Genomic DNA, 13,748 nt, shown 5'->3' with positions numbered 1-13,748 from the left:
GAGATGGCGAAGGCGAAGAAGTACACGGTCGTCGACGACGCCGGCCGCCCGGTGGCCGAGGCCGGTCGCCTGGACGCGGCCCTGTGGGCACGCAGCATCCGCCGCTCCGGCACCCCGCTGGAGGTGGAGCGCACCGACCTCTGTGCGGCGTGCGGGCTGCACCGGTGCGGCGGCGGCCCCTGCGCGGAGAGGTAGGGCGGACGCCCCGGGTGCTCGCCCGGCCTCACGGTCGGGCGGGACGCCCAGGGCGCCCACCCCGGGCCCCCGAGAGGAGATCGACATCGACATGGGTCTGTTCAGCAGCAAGGACCGGAGCAAGGACGAAGCGCGCGAGGAGCTGAAGACCGCGCGCGAGGAGCTCCACGCCATGACGCCGCGGGACACGGAGGACGCCGAGTACTGGGAGAAGAACGGCCGGGTCCTGGCGGCCGAGAAGAACGTGCCCTGGTACCGGCGGTAGCGCACTGTGCGGGTGCCCGCCCGGCCACCAGGCCGGGCGGGTGCCCGGAGCAGACGCTCCACCACCCGAGACAAGGAGATCACCATGATCCGAACCGTTGGACGCGAGCTCGGCCTGACCACCGTGCGGTGCACGGTCCTGACGGCACTCGCCGCCGCCGCGTTCACCGCGGCCCTGTTCGCTGGCCTGCCCGCCTTGTACGGGGTCGCCGGGGTGGTCGCGTTCGTCGCCGGGAGCACCTGGGGACGCGAGGTCTGCTGCGACGCCTGCCACACCTCGCTGGAGGGCTGACCAATGGGACACAGACGGCCGACCTACCTGGAGCGCAGCGAGAGGGGCCAGTGCTTCTCCGGAGGCTGCACGCGCCGACCGGTCCGGATGATCACTTTCCGGGGCGATCTCGTCTGGGCCTGCGACAGCCACGAGCACGCGGACGGCCTCTACTCCTGACCCACCACATCCACAACAAGATCGAATCGAGAGGACCCGAGATGGGACTGTTCGGCAAAAAGCAGCACAAGCAGGACAAGCAGCCCGCACCCCCGGTCCGCCGCGACCGGGTCATGAAGCTGATCAAGCTCGGCATGGACCAAACCGACGCCGGAGACAGGGACCTCGACAGCCGCGACTTCGAGGCCGCCCGGGACGCCTTCAACGCCTTGATCTTGCAGAGCACCCAGGCTGAGGTCATCGCCGCATACGACGCGCTCAAGCGCCACGGCTACTAGAAAGGGCACCGAATCATGGCGAAAGAACCGAAGACCAGGCCGAGGATCACGCAGACCGCGCAGAAGATCGTCACCGTCACCGGCCCGGTGAAGATCCGCGGCAGCCACGCCTACGACGCCGCCGGCAACCGCGTCGCCCGGGTCGGCATCGACCAGGACGACGACGAGTAGTCGCGAGGAGGTCGGCCCCGGCGCCCGAGGGTGCCGGGGCCGCTCTTTCCCTACCGGTGTCGGAAAACGATCGTCTGCCGTCGCGTGTGATCGTTTCGCGTCCTGCGAGGTCGAAAACGACGGAAACCCGTGACGGAAATCTATGACGGCAAAGGAGCCTTTCCCATCATGCTCATCGGCTACGGGCGGGTCAGCACCCGCGACCAGCACTCCGAAAGCCAGCACGATCGCCTGACCGCCGCCGGATGCCAGCGCATCTACATCGACAAGGCCAGCGGGACGCTCTCCAGCCGTCCGGAGTTCGACCGCGCCCTCGACGCCCTGCGCGAGGGCGACGTCTTCGTCTTCACCAAGCTCGACCGGATCGGCCGGTCGGTGAAGATGCTCAAGGACACCGCCGACCGCGTCCAGGCCGTCGGCGCCGGCCTGCGCGCCCTCGACCAGAGCGTCGACACCACCACGCCCGAGGGCCGCCTGTTCTTCCACATCCTCGCCGCGTTCGCCGAGTGGGAGCGGGACATGATCGTGGCCCGCACCATGGACGGCCTGGAGGCAGCTCGCGCCCGCGGCCGATCCGGCGGCCGGAAGCCGAAGCTGAAGCCCTACCAGGTCGAGCGGGCCCGCGCGATGTACGCCGAGGTGGGCGAGGACGGGAAGCGGCGGTGGACGGTGCAGCAGATCGCCGACGATCTGGGCGTGAAGCGCACCACCTTGAACGGCTACCTGACCCAGGCCACCCGATAACGCCGATTATGGGGGCATCCCCGTGATCTTGTGTTCTCTAAGAAAAGGAGTGGCATTGATGATCATCACCGGTCTGGCGACCCGGCCGGGCACGACCACCCCCAGCGGTGACACCGCCGCCGTCCACCGCCAGGCCGACGGCACCGTGGCCGTGTCCGTGGTCGACGGAATCGGCCACAGCCCTCGTGTGGCCGCGGTGGCGCACATGCTCGCCGAGGTGGCCGCCCGCGCCGCCGCCCGCCGCGGACCTCTGGCCGGGCTGCTCACCGCCACCGAGCTGGTGGCCGACCCCGGCGCCGCCGACGAGCCGGAGCCGGACGCCGTCGCCGTGGTGGCCGTCGCGGAGCCGGGCGACGACCGGGTCCGGGTCGCCTGGGTGGGCGACGCCCGCGCCTACGCCCTGGAGGACGGCCGGCTCCGGCCCCTCACGGTCGATCACACCCTCGCCGAGCAGCTGGCCATGTGCGGCTACGCCGGCGAGATCACCCGGCGCGCGGCCCAATGGGTGCGCACCACCGTGGCCACCGCTGCGGTGGCCACGGTCGCGGAGGCTTGGACCGACGCCCCGCTGGTGCTGCTCACCAGCGACGGCGTCCACGACCGGGTGCCGCACGACGAGGTGGAGGCACTGGTGCGCGAGCACGCCGACGACCCACAGGCCCTGGCCGATGCCCTCGTGGCCGCCGCCCGGCCCGACGAGGACGGCTACCGCGACGACGCCACCGCAGTCGTCCTCAAGCGGCCGACCCGCTGACAGCCGGCGGGCTGTCACCGGCCCGCCGTACGCTCACCCCACACCCACCCCCAGGAGGACCACATGACCCTTGTCTGTGTCGGCTGCGGCCGGGCCGAGAACCACACGGCCAGCTGTGAGGGCGGCGGCTACGCCCTCCGCGGGCAGCTGGCCGCCGAACGCGACGCGGAGTGGATCCACAACCGCGAGCACCTGATCGCGCGCGCCGACTGCGAGTTCTGCTAGCCGGACACGCAAACAGGCCCGCCGCTCCTTCGAGCGGCGGGCCTTCTTGCTGCGCGGGGGGTCGTCAGCCGACCCATCCCCGGTGGTGCCAGACCTCCGGCGGCCCGCCCGGGTCGGGCTCATACACCGCGCGCGACATCTCACCCGGCACGATCATGCACGCGCCCTTGTCGTCCGCCCCGGGGTCCGGATCGGGGAACTCCATCCCATCCAACGGCCCGCCCACCAACGTCACCTGTCGCCCAGTCATAACGCCCAGCATGACGCGCCCGAGGAGGCGGGGCTACCGGGTCACAGCAGATCCCCGTGCCCGCCCCGGTAGCCGGGCGTCCTGCTGGGCGGGTCCGACCGCACGGCGTTGGGCACCGCCGCGGTGATCCCCAGCGCGGCCAGGCCGACGGTGACCCCCTCGCCGGGCGTGACGATGCCGTCGCCCATCGCGGTGACCAGCGCAGCCGCACCGGCGGACACGGCGGACACGATCGCTTTCGCGTAAGAGCCGATCTTCATGGTTTTCCTCCTCGGTTGGGGTTGGGTTTCTGAAACCCAGGAACATCTGGGCAGGTCATCGGGCCGCTGATCGGCCCGGCCCATCAGGTAGGCGAGGACCGCTCCCTCGATCACGGCGAGGCATAGCGGTGCAGGATCGCCTTGAAGGCTGAGGAGGTCTCCAAGGTCACCGTGCCCGTGCTGGCGTGGCGGATCGTCACCCGGCCGCGGTGAAGAGCCGACAGCTTGAAGTGGCCGCCAAGGTTGGCCTCCACCCGTCCGTCGACGTCGGCGCGGACCGTCATGAGGCGGCCCGTCGGCCAGGCGATGTCCACCGAGCTGCCGTCGGCGAGGTGCCGGGTTAGGCCGACCTCGACCGGCTCGCCGGGCGTCAGGCCGCGCAGCGCGACGTGCGCGACGACGTCGGCCCACACATCCCTCGTCGGCGCGATGCTCTGGCCGCCGGCCGGGTGCCAGCCCGCGGTGTCCCTCCACTCGGCCGTCCACCACGGCTGATAGTCCTGGGCCGACGGGACGACGATCTCGTCCTCCAGGCCCAGCGATACGACTTCGGGCATCTCTTCCTCCTCGGGTGGTTCGACGGGCGGGATGGTGGACGGCCGGGGCGCTCCGGCGCGCACCCAGGCGTACAGCGGGCCGCCGGGACAGCTCGTGGAGTAGCCGTCCCGGTGGCCCTTGATCTCGTCCCCGGCGTCGCCGTGCTCGCGCAGGTACTCGATCGCGTCGGCCACGGCGTGCAGCAGCGCATCGTTCGGCACCGTGAAACCCGAGGACCCGACGAGCGCGAGCACCGCGTAATGCCCGCTGTTGAGGTTCGCGCCGTTCGCGGCCGGCAGCACATGCGGGCCGCGCCCCATCAGCACCCGCCCATGCGGGCAGGCGATCATCGAGTAGCCGATGTCGAGGTAGACCTCGCCGCGGCCACCGGACATGTGCATCCGCTGAATGCCCGCCACGAGCTCCAGGCACTTGCGATGGTTACCGGGCTCGGCGATGTCGGCCGGTACGGGGCCGCCGGTGTAGTGGACCTTCACCCCCCGCGTGCCGCCGACCCTCGTGTACGTCCTGCTGGGCGGCCTGGCCCCCCACGCCCTCCGGCTGACCGGCCTCACCGGGTCACCTCATCCACGCCCACAGCGGGCATACGTCACCTCTTCCACGTCGAAGACAGCTCAGGCGGTTCCCGCCAATGACAGGTAGGTGGTCGGCGTGCCGTAGGTGGCCGGGTTGAAACTGGCGGGCAGGCTGGTGGCGCCCACGTAGAAGGCTCGCCGCTTCGTGACGCCCACCCCGCCGGAGAACCACGCCGCGTTGGCGTCGTTGGCGGCGGCCAGGTAGGGCATCACCACACCCGACATGCCGCCGAAGAGCAGCAGAAGGTAGGCCATCCTGCTGGCCCCCTGGGCCGCGATGGTCCCGCCGACGAGAGCCGCGCCGCGCCACCCGGCGACTGTCCAGAGACTGGAGTCGTCCGGGGTGACGCCCAATGGCTGACCGTTGTCGTCGTAGAGCCCCATCTGATTCGGCGTCGCGGACGATGCGTAGGTGCCTCCCGCACGCACCGCCGCATAGATGGCCGCGACCGGGACGCCTGCGGGGATCTCGAATCGCGCTCCGAAAATCGTGTTGTTGGACGCGGTGGAGCCGAACTGGAAATTTTCAGGGTCACCGGTACACGCCTTCAGGCCGTACGCGGACAGCGGGTAGACCGGGCCGCCCCCCGACGATCCGCCCCCGCTGGGCGTCGCCCACTTCAGGCCGGAGGTCTGCGCGGCGTCCGCGGTGAGCACCTGGCCGTCCGCGCCGGCCGGGAGCCGGGCGACCACGCCGGATCCGGTGGCCGCGAACACGTCACCCTTCGCGGTGAGGAGACTCTGCTGGACGGCGCCGATGAGGCGGGAGTCGTTCCCGGCGGCCACCGTGCCGGCACCGGTGCCGACCGGCAGCCGGGCCGCCGCGACCGTGCCCGTGGTGATGTCCTCACCCGCGTGGGCATGCCCCTGCGCGGCGTAGGCGGCGTTGCCCTCGGCCGGAGTGAGGTACTGCGGGTGCGGGTCGGAGGCTCCTGTGTGCGCACTCACCGCGGCGGCGGCCGTACCCGCCGGGTCGTACACCCCGGCGTGGGTGTGGCCGGCGGTGGCCGCGCCGATCGCGCCCGGGGTGGGCAGGGCCGGGGTGCCGTGGGTGTGGTCGCCGCGGCTGTAGGCGGTGGCCGCCCCGGCCGCGGCGGCCTGCCCGTAAGAGGTCTCGCTGGTGACCGTGCCGGACGGGGTGCCGCCTCCGCCCCCACCGCCGTGGGAGGCCACGTACGCCTCACTGGCCGCCGGGGACGCATCGGCAAGGATCAGCGGCCCGGACAGGGCACCGCCGGTCAGCGGCAGATAGCCGACCAGCTGCTCCGGCGCGGAGCCTGGCAGGGTGACCCGCAGCGCCCCGGCCCACGCCGGGCCGGTCGCCGGGACGCTGATGTAGTACGACGCCGAGACGCCGGTCTGCACGCGCTCGGTCACCTGGTAGAGCGTCGGCCCGCGCGCGCTGGTGATGTCCGCAGACGGGGTGAGGGAGACGCTCCACGACCCGTCCGCCGCGACCGGCACGCTGACGACCCCGAGGACCTCGGTCGTCCCCGCGAACCCCGGCGTCGCGCGCCCGGCCTGGTCGACCAGCGTCACAACCACGCTCGCACCGCGCGGATGCATACCCGCCGCAGTGGTGACGGTGCCGGTCACGGTCGTCATGGATCCTCCTCGGGCACAGTGATGGGCACCAGGCCCGCCTCGGTGATCTGCCTGGTCAGCCGGGCGACCTGGTACTGGAGGCGGGTGATCTGCCGCTGCATGCGCGTGATCTCGGCCTGCATGCGGGCCTGCACGCCGATGTCGAACTCGGTCGCCCTGCGATAGGCGCCGTCCTCGGCCGCCAGGCGGGCCAGGCGCGCGTCTTCCTCGGTCTTGTCCAGGCGGGCGAGTCTCGCCTGGCGGGCGGTGTAAGCCATGCTGACGATGCCGAAGCCGCCGCCGATCACGGCCACCGCAATGGCCGGGTCCATCGCGCCTACTTCGAGATCCAGTGGCCGCCGAAGCGGGGCCCGCCCTTGGTGGTGTTGGTGTTCAGCGCACCGCCCGAGTTCTGCCAGACATACAGCTCGACGTAGTCGCTCACGGCCAGGTAGATCCGGCCGCTGGTGGTGAGACCGGTGAACCCGGCGGCCAGACCGGGGATCGAGCTGGGATAGGTCTCGGTGGCACCGTTCACCAGGATGGTGAGCTCGCGTTTGCCCGTCCCATTGGAGACGAACGCCACCGCGCCGCTGACCAGGTAGTAGCCCGCCGTCTGCGAGGTGTACCTGGAGTTGTTCACGGATGTGCTGTGGCCGCCATCCCGGTCGATGATCTCGGTGTCCATCGGCATCACGGCCTGGGTGCTGGTGGCGGGGCTGATGATGCCCGAGTGCGTGAGTTCCCATAGGGGCGGCGACAGCATGAAGTTCAGTGCATCCCGCAGCTCGTTCATCTTCGCCGCGGTGACGACCTCCCCGACGACCCATGTCCGCGGGGAGGGGACGGTGGTCATCTACAGGCCTCCGATCTGGCGGCACGGCTCGCACATGGCCGTGTGCTCGCCCTGTTCGTAGCGGGGGATGTCCTCGGCGCACGGCCAGTTCGCCAGTGCCGACGGCAATGTGCCCAGGTTGACCTCGATCCGCTGCCGGGCCGTCGGCCACACGACCGCGCAGGTCTTCCCGGTCGCGCCGTTCGCGCACCCGGTGCACCAGAACCGGGTCTCAGCGCGCGGCAGGGCGTGGCTGGACCCGCACCGCCACGGGCAGTCAGCGATCCACCGCGCGCAGTCCACCCGCGCCCAGGCCGTCCCCGACTCCGGCGCGTCCCCCTCCGGCCGGGGCACGAACGGCACGCCCAGCCGGTCGCGGTTCGCATCCAGGTAGTCCAGATACTCCTCCAGGCTGGAGACGCCGAACAGTTCGTTGGCGTACTGGATCACGCTCCGCCGCGCCGGCATAGGCATGGGCATCACCATCCGAGGACCCCCGGTCCATCCAGGACGCCGTAGGTGGCGTCGTCGAGTCGGAAGAAGAACGGGTCGGCCGGCGCCAAGTTGAGCGTCGTCTTCCACTCGCCGGCGGCGGAGTCCACCCGGTGGCTCACGCCGATGACCTCGAAGGAGCCGGTGAGGAGCACGCCGCCGACTGGGCGCCGGCTGACGGTCACGATGTCGCCGCACTCGACCCCGAGCGCGGTCGGCCAGGCGGCCGGATTGCTGGCCGGGTCCAGGGTGATCGTGGAGACGCGCGCCCCGGGCTCCTTGTACCGCAGAAGCAGGTAGTTGGCGTGGTCGACAACGGCCAGGGCGTCGTCGACGTGGGTGGTCGCATCCCGGCCCCGCTCCCCGCGCTGGGTGATGCTCGCGGCGTCCGAGACGCTGACCTTGCGGCCGTAGTGCGCCTGGGTCACCGTGATCGAGTTCGCGACCTGGGCGGGGTCTCGGTCGAAGACGACGTCGCCGAGGTAGGGCACCTCGCCCAGGTCGGGCCGGTCCCCGAGAAGGTACTGCGGGCCCCGGTTGTAGCGGAGCGTCTTGGAGGTGAAGCACAGGTATCCGTGGCCGTCTTCGTACAGGCCGCCGCCGTCGCTTGAGGCGATCTCCTCCACGCTCGTCGCGACCGCCTGGCCCTCGATCGTTGAGGCCGGGACCATCGTGGACCCGGAGGTGTAGGAGATGCTCCGGGCGATGCCCGCTCCGCCGATCGCGAGTAGCTTGTTGATCCGCTGGTCGGCGGAGTCGTACCGGTTGCCGCCGTACGCTGACCAGTAGTGCGCGACAATCCGTCCGTACGGCAGCCGCCGCGGATACACCGCGACGTGCGCGAAGCTCCCGTTGAGCATGCGGCCCACAAAGACCTCGTCCTGCTGGCCGCACAGGCTGATCCAGGCGACCGCCGAGTCCAACGGCGTGGTGCGGTTGGCGGCGGACACGGTGTTGACGTACAGCCGCCATCCGGTTGTGTCGAAGACCAGGCAGAAGTGCGTGAAGAGGCCGGTCAGGACCTGCAGGCCGCTGACGGTGTTGGTCCGGACGTGGGTCGTTGGGTCGTAGTCGGCGACCGCGACGCACTGCGTGGCTTGGTCCACGTAGAGGCTGATCACCGCGCCTGCCCCGTTCTTCATGGCGATCAGGCCCAGATTGCTCGCGGGCTGCGAGGCGCTCGCGTCCAGGCGGGCCCAGAACTCCACCGTCCACCCCGGCGAGATCGGTGGCAGCGCCGGACCGGGGCCGTACCGCAGCGAGTACCCGTTCACGGTCTGCAGCGAGGTGAGACCGCGGTTCTGCCACGCGGTGTTGTTCGGCGAGCCGATGAGCAGCCCAGAGTCCACCCCGAACTGTGCGACCGCGCTGCCTGCACCGTACTTACTGACGAGCTGGACGAACGGCTCGGCGTTGCCCGGGGCCAGGTTACTGCCGGTCGGTGCCCCCTCCAGGTCGTTGAGCGGCCAATAGCCGTACGGCGCATCCAGCAGGATCTCCCCGGCCGCGACGTTCGGCAGCTCGGTGGTGAGCGTCGCCCAGGGCCCCTGGGCGGTCGCGTTGACCTCGCCCCAGTGCGGATCCCGCCAGCTCTGGGGCCAGCGCTCGACCAGGTTGTGGAAGACGCCGTAGGTGCGGCCCTGCCAGGTCGCGGTGACCCGGGCCGGGGTCATGTCGGTGATGTTCGGCCAGTACGGGCTCGACGTGTTGGCCGGGTTCAGGGCGGCGTCGTCGTTCCGCAGCCGCAGGTTGGTCTCCCCGGCCTGCAGGGCGCCGAGCTCGTACTGCCGCCCCCGGCTGGTGTCGAAGGCCAGCAAACGCCTCGGGAGGGTGGTCCAGGCGATCTGGTCGCGGGGCGTGCCGGCTCCGCTGCCGAACCCGACCTCCAGCGTCGTGATGGGCCAGTTCGGATTCGGCTGGGAGGGGGCCGCTGCGGCGGTGAGGATGGTCACGCCCACCGCAACGATGTTCGCGCTGGCCGACGTGGTGTAGGTGACCGAGACGCTGCCCGTGGTGGTCTGATAGCGCGGCAACAGCCGCGTGTCGCTGGTGAGGTCGACGCCGTTCGTCCCGCTGACCGCGCTCGCGCTCGTCCATCCGGCCGTCGCGCTCGTCAGGGTCGCGGTCGCGTTGTCCGAGCCGCCGGCCACGATGGCGAGCGCCTGCGACGGCGGAGCGGCCAGGGTGAGGGAGGCGCTGGTACCCGAGGCGGTCGCGGTCTTCTTGTCCGCCACGGTCAGGTAGTTGCCGAGGCCAGAGTGCTCCATCACGTTGATCGACATGCCGGTCACGTAGTCGGTCGGGCTCACGTACACCCGGGAGGCCGCGCGGGCGTTGGGGGCCGCCCAGATCGCCACCCCACCGCCGGGGCCGCTGACCCTCGCCAGGGGCACCCACCAGTTGTGCACGTCGTCTCCGACCGACACGGTGGGGATGGTCTGCGCGCCCGCGCCGGTGTGCCAGACCACGGTCGCGATCAGCCAGTTCCCCGGGGTGTTGGCGACCGCGACCTGGCGCGTACTGATCGTGGGGTCGGGGATGACGAACCCTGCGGCCAGGTCGTAGCTGTCGGTCCACTGCGCGACCAGGGTCATCCGCGGGTCCCGGTGAGAGACAGGCCGTTGCTGGTATTGCGCCGGTTGTGCTGCAGCGCCTGCCGCTGCACAACTTGGAACAGGTCCCGCTCGGCCCACACTGACCCGGCGACGTGCACGTGGATGACCTGCTGCACGACGGCGCCACGACCCGAGAGAGGAACGCTGGGCGCCCGCATCACCGGACGAGGCGCTACAGCCGAGCGGCCGATCCGGGCGGCTGCGCGCGCCGTGGACTGGTCGAGGACGCCGAGGTTAGCGTCCATCCCCGCGGCGAGGCCGGCCACGGTCATGGCGCCCGCGTGCCGGATCGCCGGAAGCCGCGACGGGGACTTGAGATGAAGAGCCTTCTTGATCGACTTGGCCATGTGCTTGGCGAGCTTGTCCATGCTCTTGTCCAAGGACTTGATCTCGCCTTCGAGGCCGGTCAGGAACCCGCGACCGGCCATCTTGCCCGCGTCATAGAGCATGTCCGCACTGTTGCGCCCGAGGGAACGGGACGTCTTGTCGACCTGAGCTTGGACGGCGTTGATGTCTTTGAACGTCCCCTTGTCGGCCGACAAGAGCATCTGGCCGTACTTCAAGCCGTCCTCGGGCCCCATGTCCATGACCTGCCGCAGCAGGGATTTCGACAGGCCGCGCTTGCCGAGGGCCTTGAGCACGCCGGCGTACTGCGTCAGGCCGCTGAGCTTCATCTGCAGGCCCTGGCGGATCTGCGCGCCGCTCGTGGGGCCGTCCAGGCTGGACAGCCCAGCGAAGCTCCGCGCGTTCGAGGTTATCTGGGAGGCGTACTGCTTCCCGGCCGCGAGCGCCTTGGTCGCCGCGTCCCGCCGTACGGACAGCGCCTCCAGGCGGCTGCTGTTGCGGTCGAGATAGTGGATCAGCCGGTTGTCCAGTGTGGTGCGCTTCCCGGCGAAGAGCTTGGCCACGGCCTTCTCCAAGCGCCGATCCATGCTGGCGATCTCCGACTTGCTGCCGGTCATCGCCTTGAAGAACTCCTTGCCCAAGGTCAGCCCGATGTTCCGCCAGGCGGTCGTGGAGACCTCGACGCCCCCGACGTGTGTGACGTTCTTCTTGGCCCGGCCGCCTCGCGCGTAGCCGACCATCCCGCCCTCGGCGAATTTGTCCGCGTTGATCGCCTCGATCAACCCCAAATGCTTCTTCGTACTCCTGGCGTTGATGACGTACTCGTTCTTCGACAGCCATGCCGGGATGGAGTCGGAGGTCTCCGTCCCGGGCCCATCCACCGGGCCGCCCTCGGCGCGAGCCGTACGGGGTGCGGCGTTGGCCTGCTGACCGATCTGCTTGAAAAAGGTGGTGATCGTCAGCGTCTTGGAATTGAGGCTGTCCAGCCTCCCCTTGGTGGCCGCCAGTGCGCTGTCGGCTTGGCCGGTCTTCGCCTTGATGACCACGACCTTGCCGTTCGGCAGGACTTTGACCCTGTTCCCGAACCGGTCAACGATGGTCGTGCCCGCCTTCGTGCGGGAGATCGTGCCGCCCATGCTGGTCACGAATCCAGCCAGCGCGGCCTGTCCCGCCCGGTTCCCCGCGGCCAGCCGGACCAGCGACGGCAGTTGCTGCCGGATCGCCGAATCGGTCAGGCTCACCGACTTCTTCGCGGCGACCTGCGCCGACACCCACGTCCCGAGCGGGCCGAGCTGAGCCTCCAAGGCCTTGCTGCGCTCCAGCGTGGTGGCCTTGGAGTTCTTCAGCACCTTGTTGCTGGCCGCGAGCGCATCCTTCATGCGGTTGGTGGCCGACAGGACGTTGAGCGCCGGGTTGAAGAAGGCATCCAACGCCGTTGCGGCGGCGTTGACCTGGTCTTTCAAGGTGAGCGCCTGATTGCCCGCGTCGGCCCACGCCTGTGCCACCACGGCGGTGGGATTGCGGGCCATCTCGACGGCCTGCCGGTAGCGGTCGAACTTCGCCGCTGCGCTGGCCACGACGCGGCCGTTTTCGGTGATGCCTCGGCTCATATCGACGCCGACCGCATCAGCCAGGCTGACGGCCTGGGTGGTGGTGATGCCGTACTGCTTCGCGAGAGCGGCGGCGCCCAGAGTGACGCTGCGGATCTTCCTGTCGTTGTCGCTCTTGGCCTGGTTGACCCACTCCTGGGTCAGCGACTTGGCGACCTCAGCTCCCTGGTACATCTGGGCGTTCATGAGCGTCACGTTGCCGGTGAGAGTCTGCGCGGCGGTGGCAGCCCGGTTGGTCGCGGGAGCGAGCTGCGCGTCCAGGGCACGGTTGGCCGCTCGATAGCCCTCGATGTTGTTGCCCACCGCGCGGTTCGCGACGGTGATGGACTCCACCAGCCGGTCCGTGTTCGACTTCGCGTTCAGCGCCTTCAGCCCGAAATACGCGATGGCCAGTCCGGCGGCCATGTAGATGTTCGGTCCGGCGGCGGCGGCTACGTTGAGGAGCTTCGTGGCCTTGCTCGCCCCAACGGCGCCGGCCGTCGCCGTCTTGTACTTCTGGCCGACCTTCCCCAGCCCTTCGGCCGCGCTGCCCAACGGGCCTCGCAGGCCGATGCCGAGAACCGCGAGCTGGGCCAGTTCCGGCGACAGGTCCGTCAGTCCGGCGGTCAGATCGGCGACCATGCCGACCACGCCCAGCCCGGCGCCGGCGAGCGGAGCCAGCGACTCGGTGAGAGAGACGGCCAGGTGGGAGGCCGAGCCGAGCGTGTCGCCGAGCACGTCCATTGCGGGGCCGGCCTCGGCCTCGACGAAGCGGAAGAACTGGGTCGCACGGTCACTGTTCAGGGCGGACTCGATCTTGTTCTCGAACTCGACCAGTGCCCCGGACGCGGCTTTCGTGAGCGGGGCCAGGCGCGGCATAACCCCAGCGGTCACCGCGAGCGCGTTGTTGTAGACGCGCAGCACGTCCGGCTCGACAGCCGTCGCCAGGCCCTTGTACTGGTCGACCAGCATCCGCGTGGACACCGAGGCGACCTTCTGACGGCCCGAGAGGCTGTCCCAGGTCTCGGCCATCTTCTCCTGCGACTCGACGACCTTCTTGATCGTCGGGAAGGCGAGCGCACCGAACGCGCTCACACCGGCGCCTGCGGCCACGAACGCTGGCGCGATCGCGGCCCCGCCCGCGGCTAGTGTCACCAGTTCGTTCCGCATCAGCGACGCCGATTTGGTGGCCTTCGCGCCGTCTGCGGCCTGGGCGCGGTGAGCGCGCGCGGCCTTCTCGCTCGCCTCGGCCGACGCGAGGGCGGCGGCGGCCTGGGCGAGCTCGGCGCGCTCCAGCTCCTTGACCGCTCTGGCCGCGAGCCTCGCCGCCTCGGACTCGGCGAGCATGCCCTTGGCGGCTTTCTCCGCCGCCTCGGCCGCTACCCGTCCGGCGACCGCGGCCTTCTCGCCCGCCTCCTTGGCCGCGAGGCCCATCCGGCGGGCGGACAGGGCGGCCTTCGAGGCGTCGCGGTCGAAGCGCTTGGCCTGCTCGACCGCCTTAGTTGTACCGCGGACGAAAGGGTCGGCATCGGCGATGTACTTCGCGACCGCGGGAGGCAACTC

The 13,748-nt window shown here is 70.4% G+C and carries 18 protein-coding genes; 9 read left to right on the top strand and 9 right to left on the bottom strand.

Annotated features, from left to right (window positions below; all coding sequences use genetic code 11):
* The first annotated feature begins 3 nt into the window (after nt 1-3).
* The 9 genes from ABZ194_RS02600 (at nt 4) to ABZ194_RS02560 (ending at nt 3,082) form a co-directional block, all read left to right on the top strand.
* Nucleotides 4-195: a hypothetical protein gene (locus ABZ194_RS02600; RefSeq protein WP_355591258.1), complete on the top strand. Its 192-nt coding sequence runs from the start codon at nt 4-6 to the stop codon at nt 193-195.
* 91 nt (nt 196-286) lie between these two features.
* The gene (locus ABZ194_RS02595; RefSeq protein WP_355591255.1) at nt 287-460 is read left to right on the top strand and encodes a hypothetical protein; all 174 of its coding nucleotides are present in this window, start codon (nt 287-289) and stop codon (nt 458-460) included.
* Between the two features lie 84 nt (nt 461-544).
* Complete coding sequence (locus tag ABZ194_RS02590; protein ID WP_355591252.1) at nt 545-751, top strand: hypothetical protein; 207 nt, start codon at nt 545-547, stop codon at nt 749-751.
* A gap of 3 nt (nt 752-754) precedes the next feature.
* Complete coding sequence (locus ABZ194_RS02585) at nt 755-910, top strand: hypothetical protein (RefSeq protein ID WP_355591249.1); 156 nt, start codon at nt 755-757, stop codon at nt 908-910.
* Between the two features lie 41 nt (nt 911-951).
* Nucleotides 952-1,188, top strand: coding sequence for a hypothetical protein (locus ABZ194_RS02580; protein ID WP_355591246.1), 237 nt, complete (start codon nt 952-954; stop codon nt 1,186-1,188).
* A 15-nt stretch (nt 1,189-1,203) separates the two neighbouring features.
* Nucleotides 1,204-1,359, top strand: a complete 156-nt coding sequence (locus tag ABZ194_RS02575) for a hypothetical protein (RefSeq protein ID WP_355591243.1) — start codon at nt 1,204-1,206, stop codon at nt 1,357-1,359.
* Between the two features lie 129 nt (nt 1,360-1,488).
* Nucleotides 1,489-2,103, top strand: coding sequence for a recombinase family protein (locus tag ABZ194_RS02570; protein ID WP_355591240.1), 615 nt, complete (start codon nt 1,489-1,491; stop codon nt 2,101-2,103).
* Between the two features lie 58 nt (nt 2,104-2,161).
* Nucleotides 2,162-2,857: a SpoIIE family protein phosphatase gene (locus tag ABZ194_RS02565; protein WP_355591237.1), complete on the top strand. Its 696-nt coding sequence runs from the start codon at nt 2,162-2,164 to the stop codon at nt 2,855-2,857.
* 63 nt (nt 2,858-2,920) lie between these two features.
* Nucleotides 2,921-3,082, top strand: coding sequence for a hypothetical protein (locus tag ABZ194_RS02560; RefSeq protein WP_355591234.1), 162 nt, complete (start codon nt 2,921-2,923; stop codon nt 3,080-3,082).
* A 64-nt stretch (nt 3,083-3,146) separates the two neighbouring features.
* Here ABZ194_RS02560 and ABZ194_RS02555 read toward each other — a convergent pair whose 3' ends face one another.
* The 9 genes from ABZ194_RS02555 to ABZ194_RS02515 all read right to left on the bottom strand — a co-directional run bounded on the left by ABZ194_RS02555 (nt 3,147) and on the right by ABZ194_RS02515 (nt 13,745).
* Complete coding sequence (locus ABZ194_RS02555; RefSeq protein WP_355591231.1) at nt 3,147-3,332, bottom strand: hypothetical protein; 186 nt, start codon at nt 3,330-3,332, stop codon at nt 3,147-3,149.
* A gap of 41 nt (nt 3,333-3,373) precedes the next feature.
* The gene (locus tag ABZ194_RS02550) at nt 3,374-3,592 is read right to left on the bottom strand and encodes a hypothetical protein (protein ID WP_355591228.1); all 219 of its coding nucleotides are present in this window, start codon (nt 3,590-3,592) and stop codon (nt 3,374-3,376) included.
* 110 nt (nt 3,593-3,702) lie between these two features.
* Nucleotides 3,703-4,704 carry a peptidoglycan recognition family protein gene (locus tag ABZ194_RS02545; protein ID WP_355591225.1) on the bottom strand — a complete coding sequence of 334 codons (1,002 nt, stop codon included), beginning with the start codon at nt 4,702-4,704 and terminating at the stop codon, nt 3,703-3,705.
* Between the two features lie 60 nt (nt 4,705-4,764).
* Nucleotides 4,765-6,330: a hypothetical protein gene (locus ABZ194_RS02540; RefSeq protein ID WP_355591222.1), complete on the bottom strand. Its 1,566-nt coding sequence runs from the start codon at nt 6,328-6,330 to the stop codon at nt 4,765-4,767.
* Complete coding sequence (locus tag ABZ194_RS02535) at nt 6,327-6,641, bottom strand: hypothetical protein (protein WP_355591219.1); 315 nt, start codon at nt 6,639-6,641, stop codon at nt 6,327-6,329. Before ABZ194_RS02535 ends, ABZ194_RS02540 begins: the two co-directional genes overlap by 4 nt.
* Before the next feature lie 5 nt (nt 6,642-6,646).
* The gene (locus tag ABZ194_RS02530; protein WP_355591216.1) at nt 6,647-7,165 is read right to left on the bottom strand and encodes a hypothetical protein; all 519 of its coding nucleotides are present in this window, start codon (nt 7,163-7,165) and stop codon (nt 6,647-6,649) included.
* Nucleotides 7,166-7,618, bottom strand: coding sequence for a hypothetical protein (locus ABZ194_RS02525; RefSeq protein ID WP_355591212.1), 453 nt, complete (start codon nt 7,616-7,618; stop codon nt 7,166-7,168).
* A 5-nt stretch (nt 7,619-7,623) separates the two neighbouring features.
* Complete coding sequence (locus ABZ194_RS02520) at nt 7,624-10,230, bottom strand: LamG-like jellyroll fold domain-containing protein (RefSeq protein WP_355591209.1); 2,607 nt, start codon at nt 10,228-10,230, stop codon at nt 7,624-7,626.
* Nucleotides 10,227-13,745 carry a hypothetical protein gene (locus ABZ194_RS02515; RefSeq protein WP_355591206.1) on the bottom strand — a complete coding sequence of 1,173 codons (3,519 nt, stop codon included), beginning with the start codon at nt 13,743-13,745 and terminating at the stop codon, nt 10,227-10,229. The genes ABZ194_RS02520 and ABZ194_RS02515 overlap by 4 nt, the downstream gene beginning before the upstream one ends.
* Nucleotides 13,746-13,748: the final 3 nt, after the last annotated feature.

Source organism: Streptosporangium sp. NPDC006007, from assembly GCF_040614315.1.
GTDB lineage: Bacteria > Actinomycetota > Actinomycetes > Streptosporangiales > Streptosporangiaceae > Streptosporangium.
The sequence above is the reverse complement of the archived record's forward strand: the minus strand, read 5'-3'. Positions and strand labels throughout refer to the sequence as shown.

What these genes read in the sequence shown, in the direction of transcription:
- ABZ194_RS02585 (WP_355591249.1), top strand. Translation starts at nt 755, where the DNA reads ATGGGACACAGACGGCCGACCTACCTGGAGCGCAGCGAGAGGGGCCAG.
- ABZ194_RS02535 (WP_355591219.1), bottom strand. Translation starts at nt 6,641, where the DNA reads ATGGACCCGGCCATTGCGGTGGCCGTGATCGGCGGCGGCTTCGGCATC.
- ABZ194_RS02530 (WP_355591216.1), bottom strand. Translation starts at nt 7,165, where the DNA reads ATGACCACCGTCCCCTCCCCGCGGACATGGGTCGTCGGGGAGGTCGTC.
- ABZ194_RS02600 (WP_355591258.1), top strand. Translation starts at nt 4, where the DNA reads ATGGCGAAGGCGAAGAAGTACACGGTCGTCGACGACGCCGGCCGCCCG.
- ABZ194_RS02575 (WP_355591243.1), top strand. Translation starts at nt 1,204, where the DNA reads ATGGCGAAAGAACCGAAGACCAGGCCGAGGATCACGCAGACCGCGCAG.
- ABZ194_RS02525 (WP_355591212.1), bottom strand. Translation starts at nt 7,618, where the DNA reads ATGCCTATGCCGGCGCGGCGGAGCGTGATCCAGTACGCCAACGAACTG.
- ABZ194_RS02595 (WP_355591255.1), top strand. Translation starts at nt 287, where the DNA reads ATGGGTCTGTTCAGCAGCAAGGACCGGAGCAAGGACGAAGCGCGCGAG.
- ABZ194_RS02550 (WP_355591228.1), bottom strand. Translation starts at nt 3,592, where the DNA reads ATGAAGATCGGCTCTTACGCGAAAGCGATCGTGTCCGCCGTGTCCGCC.
- ABZ194_RS02555 (WP_355591231.1), bottom strand. Translation starts at nt 3,332, where the DNA reads ATGACTGGGCGACAGGTGACGTTGGTGGGCGGGCCGTTGGATGGGATG.
- ABZ194_RS02565 (WP_355591237.1), top strand. Translation starts at nt 2,162, where the DNA reads ATGATCATCACCGGTCTGGCGACCCGGCCGGGCACGACCACCCCCAGC.
- ABZ194_RS02540 (WP_355591222.1), bottom strand. Translation starts at nt 6,330, where the DNA reads ATGACGACCGTGACCGGCACCGTCACCACTGCGGCGGGTATGCATCCG.
- ABZ194_RS02560 (WP_355591234.1), top strand. Translation starts at nt 2,921, where the DNA reads ATGACCCTTGTCTGTGTCGGCTGCGGCCGGGCCGAGAACCACACGGCC.
- ABZ194_RS02590 (WP_355591252.1), top strand. Translation starts at nt 545, where the DNA reads ATGATCCGAACCGTTGGACGCGAGCTCGGCCTGACCACCGTGCGGTGC.
- ABZ194_RS02520 (WP_355591209.1), bottom strand. Translation starts at nt 10,230, where the DNA reads ATGACCCTGGTCGCGCAGTGGACCGACAGCTACGACCTGGCCGCAGGG.
- ABZ194_RS02580 (WP_355591246.1), top strand. Translation starts at nt 952, where the DNA reads ATGGGACTGTTCGGCAAAAAGCAGCACAAGCAGGACAAGCAGCCCGCA.